Source organism: Corynebacterium uterequi (assembly GCF_001021065.1).
Classification (GTDB): Bacteria; Actinomycetota; Actinomycetes; order Mycobacteriales; family Mycobacteriaceae; genus Corynebacterium; species Corynebacterium uterequi.
In genome coordinates this window covers 554,252-571,174 of the sequence record NZ_CP011546.1, presented here as the reverse complement: position 1 = coordinate 571,174, position 16,923 = coordinate 554,252, and the positions used below count along the sequence as shown (strand labels likewise).

Here is a 16,923-nt window from a genome sequence, read left to right as displayed (position 1 = left end):
CTCACGCTCCTTGTGGCTTCTCGGCAGTGGTGTCGTCCTCGGCGCACGGGCCGCCTTGCACACCGGTGGGGTCGAAGTCCCGCTCGGGCTCGCCCGGCACCAGGACGCGGTCCATGCCGGTCTCGGCAGTGATCCCGGCGCGCTCGCGGTAGGCGGCGACGAACTGCGTCAACGCCCGACCACGCGGGCGTCGGCCCGGCTGGATGTCGCAGGCCGTGACCTTCGCCTGCTGGATCGACGCGTTCGGCTCCAGGGTCACGCCGATGAGGTCATTGGCCGAGTCACCGGTGACCTCCGCGCCCTCGCCGTAGTTGGCGAAATGGAACGGCAGGCCGATCTGGTGGAACTGCCTCCCATCAACGGTGCGCGCCTTCATCCGCTCCGTGACCAACACCCGGGCCTCGATGGCCGAGCGCGGCGTGATGATGGTGGCCCACCCTCCGTGTTCAAGCCGGCGCAGCTCGGCGAGCTCCGGGGAGACCTCGCAGAACTGCTCCGGCTGCAGCTCCGCCAGGTAGGGCACCCACCGGGACTTGCCGCCGGCGCCGTGCTGCTCGGTGACGCGGTACGTGGTGAAGGTGAAGGGATACACCTGCGAACCATCCGAGCCCACCGGCGGGGTCTGGAGGTTATCCGACCGGGAGTACAACCCCCGCGACGGGGAGGACTGCACGTTGTACAGCGGGTTCGCCACTCGGGACTCCTGCGCCTCGTAGTGCGCAGGCAAGGGCCCGTCGACGACGCCGCTCGGCGCGAACAGCCACGCCTTGCCGTCGTCCTGCATGATGAACGCGTCCGTGCCACACAGCGCGCCGGCGCCTTGGGCGGCGGGGTCGGCAACGAAGTCCGGGCGCAGGGTAGCCGGGAAGTCCACCACGTCGCCGGTGGAGGTCCACTGCCCGGCAGCCTCATCCCACCACACGTACTTCTTGCGCTCCGACCAGGGCCTGCCCTGCGGGTCCGCCGACGCACGGTTGTACAGCACGCGACGGTTCGCCGGCCAGATCCAACCCCAGTCCGGGGCCGGGTCCGTCGGGCTCTTCGCCGGGGTGCGCTTCGCGGCATGGTTGACCCCACCCGCGTACACGCCGGCGTAGATCCAACACCCGCCGGACGTGGAACCGTCGTCCTTCATGTCCACGAACTTGTCCAACGGCTGCCCGGCGCGCTCGCCGGTGAGGTAGTAGCCGTTGATCTCACCGAGCACCGCCTCCGGGTCCGCGCGCAACGGATCCGCGGCGCTGGCATAGTCCCAGGTCATGTTGAGCAGAGCGCGGTCACGCGGGTCCGTCGACCCGGCGAGTCGCTCGCGCAGGCGTTGGCCCAGCTGGAAGAAGAAGTCCAGCTCACTTTGGGCGTCCCCAGGCGGTTCGACGGCCTTCTCGCGGAACTGCACCATGCGCTGGGTTTGGGTGAAGGAGCCGGCCTTTTCCACGTGGGCGGCCGCCGGCAGGTAGAACACCTCGGTGCCGATGTCCTCGGCTGTGACCTCGCCGGTTTCGTGTTCCGGAGAGTTACGCCAGAAGTTCGCGGTCTCGATCATCTCCTTGTCCCGGACCACCATCCACTTAGCGGTGCGGAACGCCTTGCGGTGCAGCTTGCCGTTGATGGAGCTCACGGCCGGGTTCTGACCGAAGACCAGATATCCTTCGACCAACCCGTCGGCCATGTTCATCATCGTCTGGTAAGTGCCGTGCTTGCCGTCGATGCGCGGCAGCCAGTGGTAGCCGAAGTCATTGTCCTTCGTGGCGGCGTCACCGAAGTAGGCCTTGAGCAGGCTGGTGTTAAATGCCCTGGCCATGGACTAGAATCCCTTGCCGTGGTAGTCGCCGGTGGCGTTGACCCACTCGTCGAAGGAGGTGTGGGCCACCGACGGCATGGGCACGTAGCCGGGCAGGAGGTGGTACAGCGTCGGGATGTCCGTTGACCCCTGAATGGAGGCGTGGCCGCGCAGCGCCATGATGCCGCTGCCCGGGCGGCCGATGTTGCCCATGAGCAGCTGCAACACCGCCGCGGCACGAATCACCTGCGGGCCCAGGGTGTGCTGGGTCCAGCCGAGGGCGTAGGCAAACACCGTCGTGCGCTCCCGGCCCGAGTTCTCCGCGATGGAACGGGCCAGGTATTCGAACTCCTCGACGGAGATACCGCAGGCTCGTTCCACCATCTCCGGGGTGTAGCGCGAGTAGTGCCGCTTGAGGATCTGGAAGACCGTGTTCGGGTCTTCAAGCGTCTCATCGCGGCGGTAGTTCCACACCTCGCCGTCGCCGGCGTGCTGGTACTGCCACGTGGCGTTGTCATACTCGCCGGTGTCTTCATCGAGCCCGGAAAACAGCCCGTCGAGGTCCTCCGGCCCCTGGTAGTCCTCCTTCACCAGCGTGGCGGCGTTCGTGTAGGCCACCACATAATCCCGGAAATACAGCTCGTTGACGAGCATGTAGTTAATCAAGGCGCCGAGCAGGACAACGTCCGATCCCACGCGGATGGGGATATGACGATCCGACACCGCGGAGGTACGCGTAAATCGCGGGTCGACGTGGATAATCCGCGCGCCACGCAGTTTGGCCTCCATCACCCACTGGAATCCCACCGGGTGGTTTTCGGCCATGTTTGACCCTTGAATGACGACGCAATCAGCGTTCGCCATATCCTGCAGCGGCTGGGTCGCGCCGCCGCGTCCAAACGATGCTCCCAGACCGGGAACAGTCGCCGAGTGTCATATACGGGCGACGTTCTCGATCTGCACCGCGCCGAGCGCGGTAAACAGTTTCTTAATGAGGTAGTTTTCCTCGTTATCGAGCACGGCGCCGCCCAGGCCGGCGAAACCCATCGTCCGGTTGAGCACCCGACCCTGGTCGTCAACATCCTGCCAGCCGTTCTTCCGGGAGGCGAGGATGCGGTCGACGATCATGTCCACCGCCTTATCGCGGCTCATGTGCGTCCACTCCGTGGCGTGCGGGGCGCGGTACAGCACCTCCGTGTGCCGGCCCGGGGCGTTAATCATCTGCTCGGTTGCCGAGCCTTTAGGGCAGAGCCGGCCGCGGGAGATCGGCGAATCCGGATCCCCCTCAATTTGAACGACTTTGTTGTTCTTAACAAAAATGCGCTGGCCGCAACCGACCGCGCAATAGGGACAAACGGACTTGTAGACACCATCGGCCTCGTGGGTCCGCGGCGTCAATTCCTCACTCTTACGTGACTTCGTATTCTTGTCACGGCCAAAGAGGTCCAAGTCCTCGAACTGGCGCAACACCGGCCAGTTCAGCAAAGTTGGCTTCCTCATGGTCCACCACGATACCTTCGAAGGGCATCGAAGCCACCCGTGGGGGAACCCGGCGGGTGCCTTACTTCGTGGGTGCCTTCCACACCGACCATGCCCGCTTAATGAGCGGAATCTGGTAGGGCAACCGCCCGATGGACACCACCTGCCACGGCCACTTCCGATCCCGCCACAGGTACGCCATGTAGAAGTTCGCCGGCCATACCGCCAGCAGCAGCGCCACCGACGCCAAACCACCAGCTCGGCGCGTCTTCGGCGCGGCGAGCATGCCGGCCACCGCCAACTCCGCCGCCCCGGAGGCGAGAGTGTAGTCCCGCTGCTTCCCCGGGAGCTGCGGCGGGACGATCTGATCGAAGATTTCCGGCTTGACGAAGTGGAGCGTTCCGGCGATGGCGAACACGGTCGCGAGGCGACGATGCTGACTGGGTGCGGTAGACATGTCGGCGAGTCTACCCCCGCCGCCATTCGGCGTCGGAGGCATCACTCGCGATAGGAAGGCCGGCTCGACGCCTGGGGCCTCGCCTACCGGCGGCTATTCGGGATGGAGGGGCTGGCGGTTAGTGGTGGTCGTGGTGCTCGTGGTCGTGGTCGTCGCCTGACCAGTCGCCACCGTCACTGCCGTCGCCGTCGTCTTCGTTTTCTACCTTCGGAAGCTCCGGGGTTCCCGGTCCCTCATAGCGGGGCGCGCCCTGCGCCGTCCGGGGCTGAGAACTGCTGAACTTCGCCGGTAGCTGTGCGCCTGGCTCGGTGACGAGGAACTGACCCATCATGCCCTGATCCTCATGGAACATGAGGTGGCAGTGGTACATGTACGGCACGTCGACGGACGTGTAATCCGTAAATCGCAACGCCAGGCGGGCCTTGACCCCGGGGAAGAGCATGACGGTGTCTTTCCAGCCCTCGTGCTGAACGCCGAGATTGTTCTCGTCGATCTCAATGACCTTGAATTGGACATCGTGGACGTGGAAGTTATGCGGCCATTCGTCCGAGTTCTGGACCTCCCACACCTCCCAACCGTCGTGGTCAATGACATCGTCAATCCGGTTCATGTCCATCTGCTGGCCGTTGATGAGGAACCAGGACAGGTCAAAGCGACGCATCGGCGCACCCGTCACATCCGGCTGCTCGGCCGCCGACGCCGACAAGCTCGCCGGGAGTGTACCCACCCCGGCGTCCTTCTCTGGGCCAGTCAACGACAGCAGATCCAGCGTCTGATCCAAACCCAACCCGGGTAGGGCCTCCAGCCAATCCTGGGCCTGCTGCACGAAAGGAATAGCCTGCAGCATATTCTCACTGCCCGACGCCAAATTGACCACAATCTCGGCACGCTCGCCGGGGGACAAAATGATGTCCGTGCGCTCAACCGGGGCGGCCAGCAACCCGCCGTCGGACGCCACCTGGTGGAAAGAGGACCCGTCCTTCAACGCAATGCGATACAGCCGCATCACCGAACCGTTAAGCAGCCGCAGACGCACGCGATTAGTCGTGGCCGCGAAATGCGGATTATTGATGCCATTGACCACCGGCGTATCGCCGAGCAGGCCCAGATCCGGCAGGTCCTCCTCGTCCAGGGAGCCATCGGCATGGAAACGCTTGTCCTGAATGACCACCGGAATGTCGTCGACGCCGTATTCCTTCGGAAGATCAACGGCGTTATCGTCCTCGACGTAAATCAACCCGGCCAGGCCGCGGTAAGCATGCAAGCCGGTCTTGCCGTGCGGGTGCGGGTGGTACCACAGGGTGCAGGCCTCCTGCTTCACCTCATAAGACGCCGTCCAGGACTGGCCCGGCTCAATCGCGCTATGAGGCCCGCCATCCATCTCAGCCGGGACATGCATCCCGTGCCAGTGAACCGTCGTCATCTCCGGCAGGGAGTTCTTCACATCGATGGTGACCTTCTCGCCACGCTTCATCAGCAAGGTCGGGCCCAGAATCGACGCGTTGTATCCCCACGTCGGCGTGGACTTCCCGGCGAGGATTTCCGTCTCACCTTCGCGCGCCTCGAGGGAAAAGTTCGGCCCTTCCAGCAGCTCCGGGATCGGCAGCGGACGACGCTCACCAGCGGCTTTGGCGCCCTTGGCGTTCTCGGGCCCGGCGGGGGCGCTCGACGCAGCGGAGGACGCATCATCAGCGCCTCGCGAGCAGGCGGCGGCGAACACCGACAGCCCACCTGCGGCTACCGCCACGGACGTTGCCTTAAGAAAACTTCTACGGTCTAGGTTCACAGTGACTCCTCATCGGGTGATCGGCGCTGAACCAGGGCCTTGAGCCACGATCCACACCGCCAGCAGCGACGATGAGCAGGGTCGACAAGACCTCGAAGCGGCGGGGAGCCCTGTGCGGGCAAGCCGTCACCAGCCTCAACGCGTTGTTCAAATGTCCGGCGATCCGCCTTCCTCGCCTGGCCATGGCCTCACCTGGCCGTGGCCTCACGGTGTTGCAGGTCCGCCACCTTGCCGGCGCGCGGCACCTTGTGCGGAGGTGCGCGGCGCTGCGCGTGGCTGGCCCCGTGCCAAGCCCGACGACCCACGCTGCTAAACGGTGACCGCGGACGTGACAACAGAAGGACGAAAACGCCGACCGCCGAGTGTACCGGAACGCGGCGTTGGGGGTTTTGGAGTTGGTGGCTGGCTTGAAAGGCGTCCCGGTCCTGTCGCCAGACGAGGTGCGGAGTGGCAGATACGTAGCGCCAACCGAAAGACAAAATGCGAGGCGGATCCAGGTGGTGAGGACTGCAGATCGGACGCGTCTGGGAGTGAAGAAGGCGCCCTTACAGAGCCGAACAGAGAGACGATTTTCACTTCTTGACCAGCGTTTTCAGCCGTCTATGGGGCTCATGTTCGAAATGAGCCTGGTCGTGCACCGCGGCTCTGCGAAGCTGACGGTCAGAAGCCAGCACATGCCCCTCACCAACGCTTCTGCACGTATCCATGAGGACCAACCACCAAGGAGACCGATAATGCCGCAACTCGACCTGAAGCTACTGGAGTTCAGCGACCAGGAACTGACCGAACACGACGCAATGTGGACGAGAATGGACGAACTGGTAGTGGAGCCGTACTTCAAACTGACGGGCCAATCCTACGACCGGGAAGCGACGCGGAAGGGACTGAATCGACTGAAGGAAGCTCACGACCGCTACCGGACCGAGAATCTGCTGCCGTTCATGGAACGGGAGTACAACCCGGAGGGGTACTTCGACCCAGCGGACCCGGACGTGATCGAAACGATGAGGAGGGTAGCACTGAGGATGCTGTTTCAGTTCCGCCATCACCAATTCGCAGTGTCGATGCTGCTACCAGCACTGGAAGCACAGAACAACCAACCCAGCGCGGTCAAGGAACTACTGGCGTACTTCGGCCCGACGATCCCGCTCGCAGCGTGGGTACCGAAGGAGACGTTCTTCGGGGACATGGACGAGAAGCAGATAGCCAAGGAGGAGATGAGCAACACCTACGACTTGTGGATCATGATGACCACCGTGATCGACGCCCACAAGGAACTAGGCCTACCGATGGACACCGTCTACCCCACGCAGATGGAACTCAACCACGAAGTGGACAACCGAGTCGCAGCCCGCAAGATCCAGCTCTACACACTGTGGTCGAAGCAGGGCAACTACCCGATGTCAGCGGAGAAAATGGGCCAACTCTGGAGGACGGAACAACAACGGATAATCAACGAGGTAACCCACGAGTACCTCACGGAACCGATCGTGGCGAAGTACCTCGCGGAGGAGGAACACGAAAAGCGGGCAATGGACCTGCTCTAGAACCACAGCCCGAACAACCCTCAGACCCTTAGCCGGAGATCATCATTATTCAAGCCATAGGATGACCAGCGTTAATTCCTCGCGATAGTCGAGCATCAGCCCTCAGAAGCTTGAAGAGCATCGGATCTTCAGGACCACCTGAGGGGACTCCTCACAGCCACAGAAGAGTTAGGAGAATACATATCATGAACAAAAATAATCTCGTGACCGCACTGATCATATGCTTGTCGCTGGCCATTGTTGCGATATTCGGCGGCGGGTTTTTCATCCTCCGCAGCATCCGCAATGACGACAACGCCACCACCACGACGACGCAGGCCCAACCGGAGACTACTGACCCCGCCGCGGGCGACGGTAACTGGGGTTTTTCCGAAGGCAACACTCCGGGAGCGAAGATCGACGGCAACCAGTGAAGCTGGCCGGACGTCATTCTCGGCGACATCGATTCCCAGCACGCTACCCCGGGGGCGTACTCGGCGGACCCGCTGTTTGGCCGGCCGGTGTTCACCCCGATAGACCCATTGGGTGATCTTCCCGCCAAGGGTGAGCTCGTTGACGCTGCTGACCAGTGCGAGGATCCGACCCTCATGGGAACTACGCAGTTGCAGTACGTCAAGGCCCGGTATCTGTCTGTCAACTCTGAGGCCGGCCCTTCGTCGATGAAGCGGGCTGTGCCGCGCGGCTACGCGCATTCCCCGCAGGGGGCGATTATGGCGGCGATTAACCAGATGACCTATGCCATGTATGCCCAAGGTGATGAGGTCGGCGAGGAGATTGACAAGACACTGTGGGCTAACGTCCCGATGGCGCAGGAAGACCGTGAATTCCTTGGCCTGAACGAACGCGGCGCGGTCGATACCGCGCGTGCGCAAACGCTGCCTGGAGCTTCCGGATACCGGGTGGTCTCGTGTGCAAAGGATCTCGTGGTGGTGGAACTAGCGTTTAGCTACGACCCGTCCGGTATGGCCGCTCCCATTGACGTGTTCCGCCTTCCGATGGTGTGGCGCAAGGGTGACTGGTGGGCTGATCTGGCTGGAGCCAACAGTGAGACTGCTGTTCGCCCGGGTGTGGACAGCTTGGACGGCTTTACTCTCGTGGAGTACCAGTGATCTCGGCACGACAAACGCTGGGCGAATGTGGCAGTGATTAACCTCCAGATGGCGGGGACCTACCCGGACCGCTTCCCCCTGCCGGTGCGCTGAACTAACTCGGTGGTGGCAACACTCACTCCCCGTGCCCCTAGCCGACAGCCCCGGAGCTGCCCGCGGCCAAACCTCGTCACACCGCCAGCAACGACAGCGGAATCACCGCCACCCCGTCAGGTCGCCGGTAGGCGTGCTTGCCCGTGTTGATGATGGCCATGTCGATGAGATCGTCGCCAATCAGCTCCCGCAGCCAGAGAAGGTGGCGAACGTCCTCGTCGCGCACGACCGCAGAGAGCTTCACTTCGAAGGCCAGCACGCCGCCGTCGTGCGTCTCTAGAACGAGATCAACCTCACGGTCTCCGCTCTTGGTCCTGACGTGTCCAGCACGCAATCCGTAGGCGCTCGCAGCGACGCGCAGGCTGTGAACGGCGTAGGCCTCGAAGAATCTTCCCAGGTGGGTTGCATGCTTTCCGCTGTTGAGGTGCCGCGCACTGATGCTCGAAAGGTGTAGAGAAAAGGCGGCGTCGGCCAGGAAGTGCTTCGGCGAAAACGTCTGCCGTGGGATGCGGTACACAGAGGACTCCCAGGCCTCCAACGGGTCCAACATCCAGATTTCGCTGAGCTTCTCCCGATACAGCGCAGTTGTTCGCTTACTCGGCGCGTTGCCTTCTCCGCGTGTGGCGGCTGCCAGGATTTCGCTGTACGAAGCGTCGGTTCCCGTCGCTCGCGCGTAGGCCCGTAACCAAGCCCTGAGCCCAGCTTTATTCCGAACGGTATACCCCTGTGAGGGAAGTTCACGATCGACTATCCGTTCGATGTATGCGGCGAGGTATTCGTCGGACGCCGGCGGCGTCAGACCAATAAGCCCAGGCAGACCTGAGGTAGCCAAGGACCGCACGTAGTCGCTGAGCTGCCAGTCAGATTCACCTCGCAGCTGAGCTGTCTGAGTGAGGAGTTCGCTGAGCAAGACAGCGCCGTCCTTCTCGACTAATTCACACAGCCCTAAGGGGCGAAGACGTACGCTAGCGATTCGGCCGGCTCCGGAATGTGTAGTAACCCCGTCGACGGGGGTGGATGAACCCGTCAGATAGACGCTGCCTTTCGGGGCGCCATCGTCGACGGCGCGCCTGACCATGTCCCAGGACTCCGGCAAGAGCTGCCACTCGTCGATAAGAATCGGCCCTCGCCTAGTTTCTTCAACGAGGTTGGTTGCCAGGAAACGGCTGCGGTCATCGGGTACGTCCATCCGAAATACATTGCGTACTCGACGTCGCGCAGTCTCAGTCTTGCCCACCGCCTTCGGGCCCTCGATGGCTACCGCAGAGAAGATGTGCTCAAGCGTATCGAGACGCTGGTCGATCGCACGCTCTAGGTAAACCATGCAGGTCAGCATAGCACTTTAACGCCTACTGCACCATCGGGCGCCAACTTACTGCACCATCGGGCGCCAACTTACTGCACCATCGGGCGCCGACTTACTGCCCCATCGGGCAGCTTTCGGGGCCACCTCCAGGATCGCAACCAACCATCACTGAGAAGAGTGCGCCGAACGCCACGTCTATGAAACCTCCACAAGGACGTCGCCGACCTACTGCCCCGCCCGGTGCGCCCCGAAAATGACGAAGCCCCCTCCACCGAAGTGGAGGGGGACCGGAAGAAGTTGGTAGCGGGGACAGGATTCGAACCTGCGACCTCTGGGTTATGAGCCCAGCGAGCTACCGAGCTGCTCCACCCCGCGTCGGGTGACCTTCTTCAATTCACCGCGCCGTAAATTGGTGGTTACCACCATGTCCCGGCGACATCGAGATACTCTACAACCATCGCCCTGGGGAACCAAATCCCCAGGGCAACGCCGTTCTAGCTAGCTGTGAGGGAACGGTACTCGGCGACGGCGGCGTCGAGCTCGTCGAGCGCCTTGCCGTACTCCTCGTGGCTACCGCCGCGGGCCTGTTCCAGGCCGTTGAGGGCGTCGTTGATCCGGGCAATCGCCTCGCCTTCGGAGCCGGCAGCTGTCGTCGGCTTGCTCGGTGCGGCAGCATCAGCGGCGGCATCGGTGGCCTCGCCGACACCCTTGGCGTCGTCGGGAACCTTGCCGGCGTCGGCGTCGTCGGTGGCCGTTGCGCCGGCCACCTGCTGAGCGGCCTCCGCGGAGATGCCTACCTGTTCCAGCGCCTCGCCAATCGTCGGCGCGTAGCCCACTCGGCCCTTGTAGGACACGAGCATGCGCAGCAGCTTCGGGAACGCGGAGTCTTGGTTGGAGCGCTGCGAGTAGATCGGCTCCACGTAGAGGATTTCCCCGCCGCCCACCGGCAGGGTGAGAAGGTTGCCGTTCTGCAGCGTGTTGGTGCCCTCCCACAGGGTGCGGTCGCGCGCCACCTGGTCAGAGGACATCATCGCGTCCTGGGCTTGGCGCGGGCCCTGGGTCTGGGTGTTGGTGGGCAGGACGCGGACGGTGATCTGGCCGTAGTTGTCCGGGTCGGAGGTCACCGCCATGTGGGCGGCGAGGAACTCACGCTGCAGACCACGGTAGGGGGTGATGAGCTGGAAGCTCGACCGCGTCGGGTCCTGCGGGTCCGTGGCCACCACGTAGTACGGCGGCTGGTCCAGGTTTTGGCTGTCGCCGGTGGCGGTCGGGTCGCCGGGGACGGACCAGAAGGCGTCGTTGTTGAAGAAGACGTTCGGGTCGTCGATGTGGTACTCGGCGAGGATCTCGCGCTGGACGCGGAAGAGGTCCATCGGGTAGCGGAAGTGCTCGCGCAGCTCGTCCGAGATCTCGGAGGCAGGGCGCACGGTGTCCGGGAACACGCCCATCCACGCCTTGAGGACGGGATCCTCGGTGTCGAACTCGTAGAGGGTGACGGTGCCGTCGTAGGCGTCGACGGTGGCCTTCACCGAGTTGCGGATGTAACCCACCTGGTCGGTGATGAGCCGCTGGGTGGTGCCGTCCTGGTTAAGGGAGTCGGTGGTGGCGTCGGACAGGGAGGTCTGCTCCGAGTAGGGCAGCTGCGAGAGCGTCGTGTAGCCGTCGACAACCCACTTGATGCGCCCGTCGACGACGACGGGATAGGTTTCGGAGTCGGTGGTCAGCCAGGGGGCGACCTCCTCGACGCGTTCACGCGGGTCCCGGTCGTAGAGGATCTTCGAGGAGGAATTGACCCGGTCAGACAGCAGGAAGTTGAGCTCCTGGTACTTCAGGGCGTACGCGGAGCGGTTGAACCAATTGCCGACGCCGACGCCGCCGGCGCCGTCGTAGGTGAACTGGGAATTGTCCGTGTCGTACTCGTAGTCCCCGCCGGTGTCGTTGCCGACGATGGCGTAGTCGGCGCCATCCGCCGCAGAGGCGATGACCGGACCGTAGTAAATACGCGGCTGGTCCACCTTGATGCCTAGTTCTTCCGCCTCGGACTCCTCGGCGGCAGCCATGGTCTGCAGGTCAGACACGGTATACACGGGGAACCCGCCGCGCGTCGAGCCTGCCTCCTGCGGCGCCTCGTCCACCGTATTCGCCCGGGCAGCGACGAACCCATTGCCGTGGGTGTACACCGTGTGCCGGTTGATCCAGTCCAGCTGGTTCTCGCGCAGCGCGTTCGGGTCCAGCTCGCGGGCGGCGACGACGAAGTCGCGCATCTGGCCGTCAACTTCGTAGCGGTCCATCTGCAGCGTGTCCGGGAAGCCGTAGAAGTTGCGCAGCTGCTGCATCTGGGTGAACGTCGGCGCGACGATGTCCGGGTCGAGCAAGCGGAGGTTGGCGATGGTCGGCCGGTCCTCGGCCACCTTCTCGTCGGGCTCCTCCCCCGCGCCCCAGTCGCGCAGGTAGGTGACCTCGTCGTTCGTGACCCCGTAGGCATAACGGGTGGCGTCGATGTTGCGGGCGATGTACTCGTTTTCCTTCGCCTGCCGATTCGGCTGGACGGAGAACTGCTCGACAACCAGCGGCCACGCCGTGCCAATGACCACCGCGGACAGCACCATGAGCGCCGTCGCCAGGGCGGGGATGCGCAGGTCCTTAACGATCATCGAGGCGAAGAACGCCCCCGCAACCACCACGGCGATGACCATGAGGATGATCTTCGCCGGCAGCACCGCGTTGATCTCCGTGTAGCCGGCACCGGAGAAGATGTCATGCTGGGTGTACAGCAGCGTGTAGCGGTCCAGCCAGAATCGCGCCACCTGAGTGAGCATCCACAGCCCCGCGATGACCGCGAGCTGCGCCCGGGCAGCCGGGGCGATGTAGCCCTGCACGCCCGCCTCTTGGCTGGCGATGCGAATGTTGCCCAGCAAGTAGTGCCCGAGCAGGGACACTACAAAGGCGACGACGAGCACAATGGCGAACATGCTGACCAGGATCTCCAGCGCCGGCAGCGTGAAGGCGTAGAAGCCGTAATCGCGGCCGAACTGCGGATCCGCGACGCCGAAGGGCTTGCGGTTAATGAACAGCAATGCGGACCGCCAGGCGCCTTGGGCCATAAAACCCGTCGCCACACCAACGATGATGGGGATGATGAGGAGCACACCCCGCACCGATTTTTCGATGCCGTGACGGTTCTGCATGATTGGCGAATTGGCGTCGAAGCCGCTGAACGCCGCGGGGCGCGAACGCCACGCCAGGAAAGCGGCGGCAAACACGATCGCCGCAGCGATGACACCGAAGAGCAGGAACAACACGATGCGGGTGAGGTACGTGACGGTGAACACACCGCGGAACCCGAGCTCGCCGAACCACAACCAGTCGGTGTAGATGCCGACCACGATGGGCAGCACAACAATAATGAGGGAAAGCAAGGCCAGTACCCCGCTCAAGGAGCGGGACGGCGTTTTCGCCGTGGCATTAAAGGGGGAGGATCCGGCCGTCAAGACCTCAACTCCTTCACAAGTTGGTTAGAAAACAGTGCACGTTGGCCTCTACTCTAGGTAATTTGTATGCCCAACAGTCACGGAGGTAGGCCCATGGACAACGAACTGACGCAGCCAGCGCTCAACGCCGCCATGCGAGAGGCGGTGGACTTCATCCACGCCGAGGGCTGGGACGCCCCGCCGACGCTCTTCGGTGTCGTGCCGTCGCGCCTGCTCATCGACGCCATCGACCTCGACGACGACACCCGGCCGCTGACCCTCGTCGTCCAGGACCTCCTACCGGAGAATCTCGAAGGCGGCCACGACGCGCTCGTCGACTACTGTGCCCGCATCGCCTGGCCACAGCAGGTGGTGGGCGCCATCCTCGCGCAGGAGATCATGTTTAAGGACTCCGCCGAGGGCGCCGACGCTCAACCCCGGCCCGCACGGTTGTTCTCCGGGGTGTTGCGCGAACCCGGCGTCGAACTGACACTGCTGCAGCTTCGCCCCACGCCGGAGGAGCTTGAGGCCGCCGGCCCCTTCGCCGAGGACCGCGTCGAACTGCGCGGCGGGCCCACCGTGGCGCCGGGGGTACTCGCGGCGCTGCGTTACGGTCTCGACCAGGATCCCGACAACCTGCTTTAAGATGACCCCTATGATCGCCTCTTCACGCCGCGCCCGCCGCCTCGGCTCCGCCGCCGTCTCGATGATCGCCCTCACCAGTGGGCTGGTCGCGTGCACCCCCGGCGATACCGACGGCCTCACCACCGAGGCCTCCCCGACGGCCACCTCGGCAGCGACGTCCACGACGACGACCTCGACGTCGCCCACCGCCAGTTCCTCCGCGCCCGCCTCCACCACCTCTCCCACCGGTTCGACCACCACGGCCACGGCCGAGCCCAGCCTCGACCCCGCCGAGCTCGGCGAGGGGGTGGCCGCCGCCCGGCAGCGTTTCTCCACCCTGGCCCCGGACAGCCTGTGGGCAAAGATGGAGGTGTGCAATGAGACCACCGTGGAGGACGTTGTCGATTGCCAAGGCCGCGACATCGGGCAGTTCCAACTCAGCGATTCCTCCGCGAAGGCGGCCCGCACCACCAAAATGCTCACCGAGCTGCGCACCTCCACGGTGGTTACGGACAACGGTGAGTTCGTCGTCGGCTGGACCGTGCTCGGCACCGACGCCATGATCTACGTGGTCGACAACTCCACCGGCCAGGTCCTGCAGCAGATGCTGCCCTCCGACATCGCCGAACCCTCCGACCGCATCCGCGAGCTCGGCCTCGCCTAAGCGCTACCGGCGCGCACGGGCGTCGAGCACCTGCTGGCAGGTACGCACCTCGCGGCCGTCGGCGAAGGCCGCCATGGCGTCCACGGCGTCGTCAAGCGTGCCGACGGCCGCAACGGTGAGACCGTGCGGGTCGCGGCTGACCGCCTCCGCGCAGTTGGCGGTGGGGGCCAGGAATAGCTCGACGTCCGCCCGCTCGGCGGCCTCCACCTTGTGCACGATCCCACCGATCGGCCCGACCGTCCCGTCCTCCGCGATCGTGCCCGTTCCGGCCACGCTGAGGCCATGGTTGAGCTCGCCGGGCGAGAGCTTGTCGATGAGCGCCAGCGAGAACATCATCCCCGCCGAGGGCCCGCCGACGTCCTGCAAGTTATACGACACCGACACTCCCGACGCCGGCTGCACGCCGAGCAACACCCCGAGCTGCGCCAGGTCCGCATCCTCCTTCGACGAACCGAGGACCACCTCCGCCCGGCGGTGCTGCGATCCGCGAGTAAATTCCACGGTGAGCCGGTCGCCGGGGTGCTGCGCCACCACCAGATCACGCATCATCGCCGGGTCGTCCACGCGCTGGCCATTGATGGCGAGGACGACGTCGCCCGGCTCGAACGTCCCTTCAGCCGGGGTGCCGGGCAGCGGCTCCACCACGTACACCTGCGTCGGCATATTCAGGTAGTGCATGGCGGCGGCGTTGGCTGCGGCCTCCGACTGGGCGAAGGCGGCCTTGTTCTCCGCGTCAACCTCCTCCGGCGTCTTGTTCGGCGGCAGCACCTGCCCGATCGGCACGAGGGTGTCGTCAGTGGTCAGCCACCGGCTGATCGCCTGCGCCAAGGACATGTCCACCCGCACCGCCACCGTCGTCATGTACATCTCGCCGGCCGTGTCATCCGGGCGCGTGCCAGTGATCTCCACGACCGGCTCGCCGTCGACCTCCCCGAGAGTGTCGAACACCGGCCCCGGACCCTGGGCGGCGAAGGGCACGGCCAGGGAAACGTCGGTGAAGGGGATGCGCGGCAGGAACGCCAGCGCCAGCAGCAGGGCGACGGGGATCGTCCCCCACGCGATGGTCGACCAGCGGCTGGACTCGGCGACGGTATCCGGGCTACTCACGGGGACTCAGAGTACCGGCGTTCGCTCTCAGCGTGTAGATCGCCATGGCCCGCGGCCCACCGCGGACGGTAGATTAGTGGGCATGAGTAATGGATTCGGATTTGGCTTTTCCCAGGACGACGACGACCAGGACCGCGACCGGCAGCACGGCCGCGGCGGTAGCGACAATCCCTTCGCCGCCTTCGGGTTCAGCATGCCCGGCGCGGGAGGCTCCGGAGGCGCTGGTGGCCTCGGTGACATCTTCAGCCAGTTCGGCCAGATGCTGTCCGGCATGGGCTCGTCCATGAACTCGCCCGACGGCCGCGGCTCGGTGAATTACGACCTCGGGCTGCGCATCGCCCGCCAGCAGATCGGCACCCCGTCGACCATTCGCGCGCAGGACCGCACCGCCGTCGAAGAATCAGTGCGCCTAGCGGAGCTGTGGCTCGACGAGGCCACCACCCTGCCCAGCGTGTCCGGTACCGTCGCCGCCTGGAACGAGGAAGACTGGCTCACCGCCACCCTGCCGGCGTTTAAGCGCATGGTCTCCCCCGTCGCCGAGCACATGAACCGCGCGCAGCTCGACGGCCTGCCGGAGGAAGCCCGGGACATGATGGGCGGGCTCAACCGGATGATGCAACAAATGTCCGGGATGAACTTCGGGATGCAGCTCGGCCACGCCCTCGGCGATCTAGCCTCCCAAACCCTCACCGGCTCCGACTTCGGCCTGCCCATTACCCCCACCGGCACCATCGCGCTGCTGCCCAAAGCGGTCCAGGGCGCGGCGCGGGAGCTCAATCTCCCCGGCCAGGACGTCCTCGTCTACGCCGCCGCGCGCGAAGCCGCCCGCCAGCGCCTGTTCACCCACGTCCCCTGGCTCGTCGAACGCCTCGTCAGCTCCGTGGAGGAATATGCCGTCGGTCTGGTCATCGACAACTCCCACGTCGAGGAAGCAACGCGGGACCTAGGCCTGGACTCGGGCAACCCGGAGGCCCTCCAGGACGCCATCGCCCGCCTTCAGGGCATGGACCTGTCTCCGCGCATCAGCTCCACCAACGCCGGGGCGGTCTCCCGGCTGGAGACGCTGCTCGCGCTCGTGGAAGGCTGGGCCGAATACGTCGTCACCGAGGCGCTCGGTGACCGCCTGCCCTCGGCCGCGGCGCTGTCCGAGGCGTGGACCCGTCGGCGTGACACCGGCGGCGGCGCCGATAAGGTGTTTTCCACCGTGGTCGGGATCGAATTCGCCTCCCCGAAGGTCGCCGCCGCCGTCGAGCTGTGGCGCCGCGCCACCGTGGCCGTCGGCGTCGACAAGCGCGACGCCGTGTGGGAGCACCCGGATCTGCTGCCCTCGGCGGAGGACCTGGACAACCCGGCGTCCTTCATCGACCGGCTGCTCGACGACGCCGGCGATTCCGGCTTCGCTGAAGAATTCGCCAAGCTGGAAGAGATGCTGCGCCGGGAGGACGACGGCACGAACGACGCCGACGACACCGGCGTTTCCGACGCCGACAGCTAACCGCCG

Annotated in this window: 11 protein-coding genes, 1 tRNA gene and 1 pseudogene; 6 read left to right on the top strand and 7 right to left on the bottom strand. The window is 64.7% G+C overall.

The genetic code is table 11. The features are described 5' to 3' along the window. Window position 1: 1 nt before the first annotated feature. The 3 genes and pseudogenes from fdnG to CUTER_RS02665 all read right to left on the bottom strand — a co-directional run bounded on the left by fdnG (window position 2) and on the right by CUTER_RS02665 (window position 5,502). Window positions 2–3,280, bottom strand: a pseudogene (fdnG, locus tag CUTER_RS02680) (formate dehydrogenase-N subunit alpha). 61 nt (window positions 3,281–3,341) lie between these two features. Further along, window positions 3,342–3,716: a DoxX family protein gene (locus CUTER_RS02670; RefSeq protein WP_047259130.1), complete on the bottom strand. Its 375-nt coding sequence runs from the start codon at window positions 3,714–3,716 to the stop codon at window positions 3,342–3,344. Window positions 3,717–3,834: 118 nt separating this feature from the next. Then, window positions 3,835–5,502 (bottom strand): multicopper oxidase domain-containing protein, encoded by a 1,668-nt coding sequence (locus CUTER_RS02665; protein ID WP_082121237.1) that lies wholly within the window; start codon window positions 5,500–5,502, stop codon window positions 3,835–3,837. Between the two features lie 734 nt (window positions 5,503–6,236). Between CUTER_RS02665 and CUTER_RS02660 the strand changes: the two genes are divergently transcribed. From CUTER_RS02660 to CUTER_RS02650, 3 genes are all read left to right on the top strand, one after another. Next, window positions 6,237–7,049: a hypothetical protein gene (locus CUTER_RS02660; protein WP_047259129.1), complete on the top strand. Its 813-nt coding sequence runs from the start codon at window positions 6,237–6,239 to the stop codon at window positions 7,047–7,049. 185 nt (window positions 7,050–7,234) lie between these two features. After that, window positions 7,235–7,462: a hypothetical protein gene (locus CUTER_RS02655; protein ID WP_047259128.1), complete on the top strand. Its 228-nt coding sequence runs from the start codon at window positions 7,235–7,237 to the stop codon at window positions 7,460–7,462. 174 nt (window positions 7,463–7,636) lie between these two features. Beyond that, on the top strand, window positions 7,637–8,158 hold the full coding sequence (locus tag CUTER_RS02650; protein WP_047259127.1) for a hypothetical protein: 522 nt from the start codon (window positions 7,637–7,639) through the stop codon (window positions 8,156–8,158). A 169-nt stretch (window positions 8,159–8,327) separates the two neighbouring features. Here CUTER_RS02650 and CUTER_RS02645 read toward each other — a convergent pair whose 3' ends face one another. From CUTER_RS02645 to CUTER_RS02635, 3 genes are all read right to left on the bottom strand, one after another. After that, window positions 8,328–9,575, bottom strand: a complete 1,248-nt coding sequence (locus tag CUTER_RS02645; RefSeq protein ID WP_047260534.1) for an ATP-binding protein — start codon at window positions 9,573–9,575, stop codon at window positions 8,328–8,330. A gap of 280 nt (window positions 9,576–9,855) precedes the next feature. Then, a tRNA-Met gene (locus CUTER_RS02640) sits at window positions 9,856–9,932 on the bottom strand. A gap of 119 nt (window positions 9,933–10,051) precedes the next feature. Further along, the gene (locus tag CUTER_RS02635) at window positions 10,052–13,048 is read right to left on the bottom strand and encodes a UPF0182 family protein (protein WP_082121236.1); all 2,997 of its coding nucleotides are present in this window, start codon (window positions 13,046–13,048) and stop codon (window positions 10,052–10,054) included. A gap of 93 nt (window positions 13,049–13,141) precedes the next feature. On the opposite strand from CUTER_RS02635, the gene CUTER_RS02630 reads away from it, so the two are divergent. After that, window positions 13,142–13,672, top strand: coding sequence for a PPA1309 family protein (locus CUTER_RS02630; RefSeq protein WP_047259126.1), 531 nt, complete (start codon window positions 13,142–13,144; stop codon window positions 13,670–13,672). A gap of 10 nt (window positions 13,673–13,682) precedes the next feature. Further along, window positions 13,683–14,315: a hypothetical protein gene (locus CUTER_RS11715; RefSeq protein ID WP_047259125.1), complete on the top strand. Its 633-nt coding sequence runs from the start codon at window positions 13,683–13,685 to the stop codon at window positions 14,313–14,315. Between the two features lie 3 nt (window positions 14,316–14,318). Here the strand turns inward: CUTER_RS11715 and CUTER_RS02620 are convergent, their stop codons facing one another. After that, entirely contained in the window at window positions 14,319–15,422 is a 1,104-nt protein-coding gene (locus CUTER_RS02620) for a YlbL family protein (protein WP_047259124.1), read from the bottom strand. An 82-nt stretch (window positions 15,423–15,504) separates the two neighbouring features. On the opposite strand from CUTER_RS02620, the gene CUTER_RS02615 reads away from it, so the two are divergent. Then, window positions 15,505–16,917, top strand: a complete 1,413-nt coding sequence (locus CUTER_RS02615; protein WP_047259123.1) for a zinc-dependent metalloprotease — start codon at window positions 15,505–15,507, stop codon at window positions 16,915–16,917. Window positions 16,918–16,923 lie beyond the last annotated feature (6 nt).